The sequence below is a fragment of the Bradyrhizobium sp. CCBAU 11434 genome (assembly GCF_028128895.1).
Taxonomy (GTDB): domain Bacteria; phylum Pseudomonadota; class Alphaproteobacteria; order Rhizobiales; family Xanthobacteraceae; genus Bradyrhizobium; species Bradyrhizobium zhengyangense.
Map to the genome: position 1 here is coordinate 1,100,155 of NZ_LBJX01000011.1, position 9,363 is coordinate 1,109,517.

The 9,363-nt window shown below is 64.2% G+C and carries 6 protein-coding genes; 3 read left to right on the forward strand and 3 right to left on the reverse strand.

Annotation, left to right across the window (positions count from 1 at the left end; all coding sequences use genetic code 11):
• Positions 1 to 15 precede the first annotated feature (15 nt).
• Entirely contained in the window at positions 16 to 3,822 is a 3,807-nt protein-coding gene (locus XI06_RS12760) for a YhdP family protein (protein WP_237870003.1), read from the forward strand.
• A 202-nt stretch (positions 3,823 to 4,024) separates the two neighbouring features.
• On the opposite strand, the gene XI06_RS12765 is transcribed toward XI06_RS12760, so the two are convergent.
• The 3 genes from XI06_RS12765 to tyrS form a co-directional block, all read right to left on the reverse strand.
• The gene (locus XI06_RS12765; protein ID WP_237891914.1) at positions 4,025 to 4,471 is read right to left on the reverse strand and encodes a DoxX family protein; all 447 of its coding nucleotides are present in this window, start codon (positions 4,469 to 4,471) and stop codon (positions 4,025 to 4,027) included.
• Between the two features lie 220 nt (positions 4,472 to 4,691).
• Positions 4,692 to 5,963, reverse strand: a complete 1,272-nt coding sequence (locus XI06_RS12770; RefSeq protein ID WP_237869226.1) for an MFS transporter — start codon at positions 5,961 to 5,963, stop codon at positions 4,692 to 4,694.
• A 56-nt stretch (positions 5,964 to 6,019) separates the two neighbouring features.
• Entirely contained in the window at positions 6,020 to 7,273 is a 1,254-nt protein-coding gene (tyrS, locus tag XI06_RS12775) for a tyrosine--tRNA ligase (RefSeq protein WP_237858019.1), read from the reverse strand.
• A gap of 165 nt (positions 7,274 to 7,438) precedes the next feature.
• Here tyrS and XI06_RS12780 point away from each other — a divergent pair, with 165 nt between their 5' ends.
• Both XI06_RS12780 and XI06_RS12785 read left to right on the forward strand, forming a co-directional pair.
• Positions 7,439 to 8,542 (forward strand): anhydro-N-acetylmuramic acid kinase, encoded by a 1,104-nt coding sequence (locus XI06_RS12780; protein ID WP_237858018.1) that lies wholly within the window; start codon positions 7,439 to 7,441, stop codon positions 8,540 to 8,542.
• A gap of 96 nt (positions 8,543 to 8,638) precedes the next feature.
• Positions 8,639 to 9,316 (forward strand): glutathione S-transferase family protein, encoded by a 678-nt coding sequence (locus tag XI06_RS12785; RefSeq protein ID WP_271605437.1) that lies wholly within the window; start codon positions 8,639 to 8,641, stop codon positions 9,314 to 9,316.
• Positions 9,317 to 9,363 lie beyond the last annotated feature (47 nt).

Genomic DNA, 9,363 nt, shown 5'->3' on the forward strand with positions numbered 1-9,363 from the left:
AGAGGTATGGCGGCAATGCCGGGGCGGGGAGTGTCCATTCCCGTCGATGGCGGCGGTCCCGGCGGTGCTCAGTCCTATGATGGGCGCCTGTATCGAGAGGCAATGGCAAGGAATACGTCGCCCCAAGATCACACCCAGGATCACAATCGGGACTTCGATCGACACGCCGGCCGTCACGAACAGCCGGAATGGGACGAGGCCGACTGGGATCGGGACCAGGAAGAGGAGGCGGGCCACCGCGCACGCCGCCTGTTGTCGCGTTCCAACTCGCGCTTTCGCGTCGGTGGCGATTTCTCGGCGTTGCGGCGAGCGCTGCCAAGCGGCCGCTGGCTGCGGCGGATGGCTATCCTTGTCGGCACCCTGATCGTCATCTTCGTCGGTTGCTTTGGTGCGCTGTGGTGGCGGCTTGGCGCAGGTCCGATCAATCTCGACATGGCGACGCCTTGGCTCGCCGCCGCCATCGAGGACAATATCGGCCACGGCAACACCGTGGAGGTTGGCGGCACCCAGATCGAGCGTGCGGGGCGGATCCGGATCGCCGTGCGCATCCGAGACATCATCGTTCGTGACCATGACCATGCCATCGTCGCCAGTGCGCCGAAGGCCGAGGTGAGACTGTCGGGAGCCGCTCTTCTCACCGGTCGCCTGCGCGCCGAAAGCCTGAACCTGGTCGATGCCGAACTTGCAATCCGGATCGCGCCCGATGGCACCGTCACGGTCTCTGCCGGCGACACGGCGAAGCCGCTGGCAACCGGCGTCGCGTCCAAGAAGGAAGCAGGGCTGCCGCCGACATTCCCGCGTAACGGCGTGCCGCCGCCGCCTTTCGGGATGGCACCCGCAACGCCGGACGCAACCCAGGCCGCGCCTCAACCGGCCGCGCAGAGCGGCATTCTTCAGGGCCTCGACTGGCTCGATAGCCTGAGCATGACCGGCCTCGACGGCCAGAACCTCAACGAGATCGGTCTCAAGAACGGCAATCTGATTGTCGACGACCAGCAGCGCGGCAGCAAATGGACGTTTGAGAACATCACGCTCAGCCTGCGCCGGCCAAGCCAGGGCGGTGTGGCGCTCAGCCTCGGCGAGGAGGGCGCGCACCCGTGGTCGCTGCGCGCCACGATCGGACCCAGCGAGAATGGAGTGCGGTCGGTCGACATTCGCGCCGACAAGGTCTCGACCTCGAACATCCTGCTCGCGTTGCGCGTCAAGGACCTGACCTATACGGCCGATTTGCCGCTGACCGGCGAGCTGAAAGGCGAGCTCGGCCGCGACGGCGTGCCGACATTCTTCCGCGGCAAGGTCACCATCGGCGCGGGCAACATCATCGACACCGACACGCCCGATTATCCGATGGCGATCGACTCGGCCGAGATCAATATCGAATGGGATGCCAATCGACGAGTGCTGGTCGCGCCGTTCAAGATCATTTCGGGCGCGAACCGTCTGACGCTGCTGGCCCATCTCGAGCCGCCCAACGGCACCGTGAACGACTGGCAGCTCGGCTTCAGCGGCGGTTCGATCCTGCTCGGCGGCATCGACAACGAGCCGCCGCTCGTCTTCAACCGCATCGCGATCGGCTTCCGCTTCGACACCGACCACAAGCGCATGCTGCTGACGCAGGCCGATATCTCCAACGGCGAGATTGGCGTCGCCGGCACCGGTGCGATCGACTATTCCGGGGAGCCACGCCTGACGCTCGGCTTTGCGGGAACGCCGATGTCGGCCTCCGCCTTGAAGCGGATGTGGCCGACGCTTGTGGTGCCGGAGTTACGGCAATGGGTGATCGAGCGGATCGAGCGCGGCACGCTCCAGCGCATTGAGGTCGGCGTCAACTCGCCGACGCGTAACCTTCCGCGCAAGGGGCCGCCGATTCCCGATGATGGCTTGTCGGTCAACATCGTGGCGAGCGGCGTTGCGGTTCGCCCCGTCGACGGCATGCCTGTCGTGCACGACGCCGATCTCAAGGCGCACGTGACCGGACGCACGGCCACGGTGAATATCGCCCAGGGCATTGCCGACACGCCCGCAGGCCGCAAGATCACGATTTCCGACTTCACCTTCGAAGTGCCTGATATGGCGCCAAAGCCGTCGCCGTCGCGGACGCGTTTCCGTGTCGAAGGTCCGGTGCCGGCGGCAGCCGAAATGCTGTCCAATGATCGGCTGAGCGATCTGTCGTCGACCGTCGTCGATCCCAACACCAGCAAGGGCACGTTCACGGCGAACATCCAGCTCGGCCTGCCGGTGAAGGGCGAGCTGACCAAGGCGGACACCGTCTACGCCGTCACCGCCGATCTCAACGGCTTCAGCGCCGAAAAGCTGGTGATGAACCAGAAGCTCGAGGCCAACAATCTCAAGGTCCTCGCCAACAACGGGGGTTACCAGGTCAAGGGCGACGTCAAGATCAACGGGCAGGCGGCCTCGCTGGACTATCGCAAGGCGACCGATGGCGATGCCGACGTCAAGCTGCAGACGACGCTGGATGATGCCAGCCGCGCCCGCCTGGGCTTTGACCTCAGTCCGGCCGTCAGCGGCTCGGTGCCGGTCAAGGTGTCGGGCAAGATTGCCGGCGGTCCGGACGCAACGACCAAGCTCGGCATCGAGGCCGACCTGACGTCGGTCAAGCTCGACAACATTCTTCCAGGCTGGGTCAAGCTGCCGGGCAAGGCGAGCAAGGCGACGTTCAAGGTGGTACCGACGGCGCAATCGACACGGCTCGAGGACATCGTCATCGAGGGCGGCGGCGCCTCGATCAAGGGCTCGCTCGAAGTCGATCCGAACGGCGACCTCATGAATGCGAACTTCCCGGTCTACTCGCCGTCAGACGGCGACAAGACGTCGCTCAAGGTGGAGCGCGGTCAGGACGGCGTGGTGCGTGGCACGATGCGCGGCGATGTGTTCGACGGCCGCGGCTTCCTGAAGTCGGCGATCTCAGGCAATTCCAAGGACGACAGCAAGAGCAAGCTCAAGAACGTCGACTTCGACATCGATGTGAAGCTTGGCACGGTCGCCGGATTCAACGGCGAGACGATGCGCAGCGTCGATGCCAAGATGTCGAAGCGCAGCGGGGCGATCAAGGCGTTCACGCTGAGCGGCAGGATCGGCCAAAACACCCCGGTGGCGGCGGACTTGCGCGGCGGGCGCGCGCAAGGCAGCCGCGAGGTGATCTATCTCCAGACCAATGATGCCGGATCGCTGCTGAAGTTCACCGACACGACCAACAAGGTCTTCGGCGGCCAGATGGTGGTTGCCATGGAGCCGCCGACGTCAGAGCCTACGGCCAGGGAAGGCCTGATCAATGTGCGCGACTTCGCGGTCAGGGGAATGGATCAGCTTGATCGCGTCGCGGCGGGTGCCCCTAATGGCGCGCAGAATGGCGTGACCTTCACGGCGCTGCGCGCGGAGTTCACGCGGCAGAACGGCGCGCTCACGATCCGCGATGGCGTGGTCAAGGGACCGATGATCGGCGCCACCATCGAAGGCTCGGTCGACTTTCCCGGCAACCAGGTCTGCATGAGCGGCACCTTTGTGCCGATGTACGGCGTGAACAACATCTTCGGCCAGATTCCGTTGTTCGGCCTCTTCCTGGGTAACGGCGACAAAGAGGGATTGATTGGCGTGACCTACGAGGTTGTCGGTACGCCGGCGGCGCCGGTGATGCGCGTCAATCCGATCTCGGCGATGGCGCCGGGCCTGTTCCGCAAGATATTCGAGTTCAACACCGGCAAGCAGAACTCGCCGATCGACGAGCTACCGTCGGCGCAGTCCGGCGACACGGGATCGGCAAGGCCGTTATCGAGCGGTTGCAGCCTGGCGCGGCAGCGCTAATCAGGCCGCGTGCCGGGACGTTCGCTTCGGAAAATCGACATTGGGGTATGGACGCCCGTGCCGGACCTGCAATGAACCGATTAGTTCACCGCCTCATCATGTCCGCGCTGCTTGCTGCGGCCCTCGTCCTGATCTGGAACGTGCTGGGCTCGCGTTGAACCGGCACCGGCGGAACGCCGGCGCCGGTCTGGTTGCGCGCGCGTCAGCGCCGCGCGAAAGCGCCGCCTGTTGCTTCGCTCTCCTTGCCCAACAGCGCATCGACGCTGACCACACCGCCGCCGGCGGCAGCGAGGTAGAGGCAAGCGAAGCAGAACAGGATCGCCGCGGTACCGCCGTTGAGCAGCGGCAGGAACACCGCCGGGCCCTCCTTCGAGATGTGAAAGACGTGACCGAGGAAATAGGCGAAGGCCATTTCACCGGAGAGGACGAAGGCCGAGAGGCGGGTGAACAGTCCGATCATCAGTGCTGCGCCAAGCACGAGCTCAATCAGGCCGGCCGTCCAGATCAGCGGTGGCGGATTGGCGAACACGGCCACCTGCGGAATGTGGAAGAGCTTGGTCATGCCGTACTGGAACAACAGCAGTCCAGTGATGAAGCGAAACAGGCTCAAGAGAACCGGTTGATAGCGAGAGAGATAAGGAAAGTTCATTGGTTTGTGCCCTCCATCCAATGCTGCGACTAGGATCGCATTCGGTTCCGCCCTGCAAGCTGCGCCAGGTCAATTCGCGCTGACATTTTTGTCATGTCGGACAAAACACCGTAGGCTGTGGTTTCAGCCGCGAGTTGTCTGCATTTTTTAAGCGTCTACGCGCGGTGCCCGCCCGTAGTTCCCCGGTGACACGTAAGGGTGCAGGTTACCTCCGGGAGACCTAGCGCCGCAAGGCGGGCACAATCAGAAATGGAATCATCCCGAGGACAACGCTCGCAAGTGCGAAGACGAGCAGCGCATTGTAGCCGTGCGTGGCGTCGTGGATCAGACCGCCGCTCCAGGAGCCGAATGCCGAGCCGAGGCCGCTGCCGATCGAGATGGTGCCGTAGATGGTGCCCACGCGCTTGCCCTGAAAGATCCGCATCGCGGTGGCGCTGATCAGGGGGCCACGCGAGCCCATCATGCTGCCGAAGCAGACGACGAAGCCGGTGAGCAGGAAGATGTTCGGCGAGTATTGCAATAGCCAGAGCAGGACGATGCCGAGGATCGAGATCGCGTAGCTCAAGAGCACCGAGGGCCGGCGCCCGATCAGGCCGTCGAGCGCGGAGACACCCAGCATGCCGAACACCAGCACGACGCCGGAGAAGCCCCAGGCGGTCGCGGCCTGCAGCGGCGGGAAGCCGGCGTCGATCAGATAGGCCACGATCTGGGCCGCGATCGCGTACATGCCGACGGCAGTGAAGAAGAAGGTCGAGAACAGCGCCCAGAAAGCGTGGTGGCGCATTGCGCCGAGGAGTGTCCAGCCGTTGTCGACGAAATCAGGGTCGGTCTTCTTGGTGACGTAAGGCGAGCCCGCCGCGAACAGCCGCCACGGCAACAGCAGCAGCGGCACCAACAGCCCCAATGCTGCAAAGCCGAACAGCTGGTACGTGTCGCGCCAGCCGATGTGATCGATCAGGAGCTGCGAGGCCGGCAACAGCGCCAGCACGCCGCCGCCCATCGCCGAATACACCACGGACATCGCGGTCGGCAGCCGTGCTCCAAACCAGCGGCCGAGCAGGATCGAGTTCGGCACGATGCCGATGAAGGCAACGCCAATGCCGACGCAGAGGCCGATCGAGACCTGGAACTGCCAGAGATGCTGGGCGTGCGCCGCGATCAGGAACGCCGCGCCGAGCAGCAACAGGCCGAGCGCATAGACGATGCGTGGTCCCGAATGATCGAACAGCCGTCCGACGAAGGGGGCGGTGAGGCCGCTGGCAAGCCAGGTGAGCGAATAGACCGAAACGATCTGTGCGCGATCCCAGCCAAAACTCTCCGAGATCGGCTTGAGGAATACCGTAAAACTGTCGCCGAGCCCGCGGCCGAGAACGGCCAGCGTGAAGCAGAGCGCGAGCACGGTGAGTGCGATGCGCACGGCGCCTTCCGGCATCGCCGCGGCGCCGCCCTTGCTCGCCTTCGCCGACGTTTCCTTGGGCGTGTTCTGATCCATTGCCCATCAGGGAGCGCGCATCCGCGCGCCCTGACAAGCATCAAAAGCTCATACGCCTATGCAGGCCTGATGAGGACGTGCTTCTTCTTGCCGAAGGACAGCTTGATCACGCCTTCAGGCGTCAGGTTGCCTGCCGACAGCGCCATCTTCTCGTCGGCGACTGCGACGTCGTTGACCCGCAGGCCGCCACCCTTGATCTGGCGCCGTGCCTCGCCATTGGAGGCAACGAGGCCTGCCTTGACGAAGGCGTTGAGCACGCCGAGGCCGGCCTCCAATTCGCCGCGCGGAATTTCCACCGTCGGCAGGCTCTCGGCGAGTGCGCCTTCCTCAAAAGTGCGGCGCGCGGTTTCGGCCGCTTCGTTGGCGGCATCGCGTCCGTGCAGCAGCGCGGTCGCCTCCGTTGCGAGCACCTTCTTGGCCTCGTTGATCTCGGAGCCACCGAGCGCTTCGAGCTTTTTGATCTCGCTCATCGGCAGCGTCGTGAACAGCTTCAGGAATTTGCCGACGTCGGCATCCTCGGTGTTGCGCCAGTACTGCCAGAAATCATAGGGGCTGAACTGGTCGGCGTTGAGCCACACCGCGCCTTGCGCAGTCTTGCCCATCTTGGCGCCCGACGCAGTCGTCAGCAGCGGCGTCGTCAGCGCGAACAGTTGATGCGTGCCCATGCGGCGGCCGAGATCGACGCCCATGATGATGTTGCCCCACTGGTCCGAGCCGCCCATCTGCAGATGACAGCCGGTGCGCTTGGCGAGCTCGACGAAGTCGTAGGCCTGGCAGACCATGTAGTTGAACTCGATGAAGCTCATCTCGTGCTCGCGCTCGAGGCGCAGGCGCACGGAGTCCATCGTCAGCATGCGGTTGACCGAGAAGTGACGGCCGACGTCGCGCAGCATCTCGATCCAGTTCAGCTTGGTCAGCCACTCGGCGTTGTCGAGCATGATGGCGTCGCTTTTGCCATCGCCGTATTTCAGCACCTTCGCGAACACGCCACGGATCGATTCCTTGTTGGCCTCGATCTCGGCAACGGTGCGGATCGCGCGCGTCTCGTCCTTGCCGGAGGGATCGCCGACCATGGTGGTGCCGCCGCCCATCAGCGTGATCGGCTTGTTGCCGGACTCTTGGAGCCAGTGCAGCATCATCATGGTCAGGTAGTTGCCGATGTGCAGCGAGCGGGCGGTGCAATCGTAGCCGACATAGGCGGTCGCCTCGCCCTTGGCGGCGAGCGCGTCCAGCCCCTCGAAATCGGAGCATTGGTGGATGAATCCACGTTCCTGAAGCGTGTTGAGGAAATCCGATTTAAATGCAGTCATCTGTCGGCGTGCCTGACAATTCTTGGTTTACTGTTTTGGGAGCAATTTAAGGGTCTTCCGCTGGAACTCGATTGCTGCCCGCCACTTGGCGCTGTGGCATTATAAGATGTGTCCCTCTGGCACAAGATCGGCATGCCGGAGGGGATGTTTGAGGACGCTGATCCCATGATGTTGACGGCACTCGGTTTGATGAGCGGCACCTCGCTGGACGGGGTGGACGTCGCGCTGATCGAAACCGATGGAAAGCGGGTGCAGGCGTTCGGGCCCTCTGGCTACCGGCCCTACAACCAGGCGGAGCGCAATTTGCTGCGCCAAGCGCTGAGCGAGGCGGTGAACCTGGCGCAACGCGATGCCCGGCCGGGTATTCTGGGCCAGGCCGAGCGGGTGGTGACTCGCGCCCATGCAGAGGCTGTCGCCGCCTTCGTCGCCCAGAACCGGATGCGGCCTGAGGACATCGACATCGTCGGCTTCCACGGCCAGACCGTGCTGCACCGGCCGGAGCGACGGCTAACGGTCCAGATCGGCGATGCGCCGGCGCTGGCCAAGGCCATCCATATCCCTGTGATGTATGATTTCCGCGCCGCCGATGTCGAGGCCGGGGGGCAGGGCGCGCCGTTCGTGCCGGTCTACCACCGGGCGCTGGCGCAAGCGCTGGAGCGCGAGGGGCCGATCGTCGTGGTCAATATCGGCGGCGTCTCCAACATCACCTATATCGACGGCAACGACACGCTGATCGCCTGCGATACCGGGCCTGGCAACGCGCTGCTGGACGATTTCATGTACCGCATCATGAACCAGGCGTTCGATGCGGAAGGCAAGTTCGCAGCGCTCGGCAAGGCGGATGAAGACTGGATCGCGCGAGCGCTGGAGCTGCCGTTCTTCGCAAGTCCGCCGCCGAAATCGCTCGACCGCAACGATTTCGCGGCGTTGAAGCTCGGCGATGTGCTGCCTGCCGATGGCGCCGCGACACTCACCGCCTTCACCGCGGCCGCGATCGCGCGCGTCATTCCGCTGCTGCCGCGGCGGCCACGAAGCTGGATCGTCTGCGGCGGCGGCGCGCGCAACCTCACCATGCTGCGCATGTTGCGGGAGCGAGTGGGGACGGCCACCGTCGAGGCCGCCGAGGCGCTGGGCTGGGCCTCTGATGCGATCGAGGCGCAGGCCTTCGGCTTCCTCGCCGCGCGCGGCCTGAAGGGTCTGCCATTGTCGTATCCGGCTACCACGGGCGTACCGATGCCGATGACGGGCGGGGTGATCGCGCGGCCTTGAGATCACGGGTGATTGATGCAAACGCATCGATCTTGACGTGTTCATGCAAATGCATCTATATTGGATGCAGTTGCATCGAACTATTGGGATCACACCATGACGGCCTCACTGAAACTGATCAGCCACAAGCTTTGTCCCTATGTGCAGCGCGCGGTGATCGCGCTGAAGGAGAAGGGCGTGCCGTTCGAGCGGATCAACATCGATCTCGCCGACAAGCCCGACTGGTTTCTGAAGATGTCGCCACTCGGCAAGGTGCCGGTGCTGGTGGTGACGACCGACAAGGGCGAGGTCGCGCTGTTCGAGAGCAACGTGATCTGCGAGTACATCGAGGAGACGCAAGGCGGTGCGAAGCTGCATCCGGTTGATCCGTTGAAGCGAGCCGAGCACCGCGCCTGGATGGAGTTCGGTTCAGCGATCCTCGGCGATCTCTGGGGGCTGGAGACCACGACAGATCCCGCCACATTCGAAAGCAAGCGCCAAGCGCTGTCGGCGAAATTTGCGCGCGTCGAGGCTGCGCTCGGCACGGGCCCATTCTTCGCCGGCGAGACGTTCAGCCTGGTCGACGCGGTGTTCGCGCCGATCTTCCGCTATTTCGATCTGTTCGACGAACTGACCGAGCACGGTATCTTCCGCGATGTGCCGAAGGCCCGGGCCTGGCGCACCGAGCTCGCGCAGCGCCCGAGCGTGCGAGCTGCCGTCAGTGCGGACTATCCGCAATTGCTGCGCGCCTTCCTCGTTCGCCACGACGCGCATCTGCTCAAGCTTGCGGCCTGAGCGCGGATCGTGCTGGTCCTGACGGGGATTGCCGCGCTGAAGCTGGC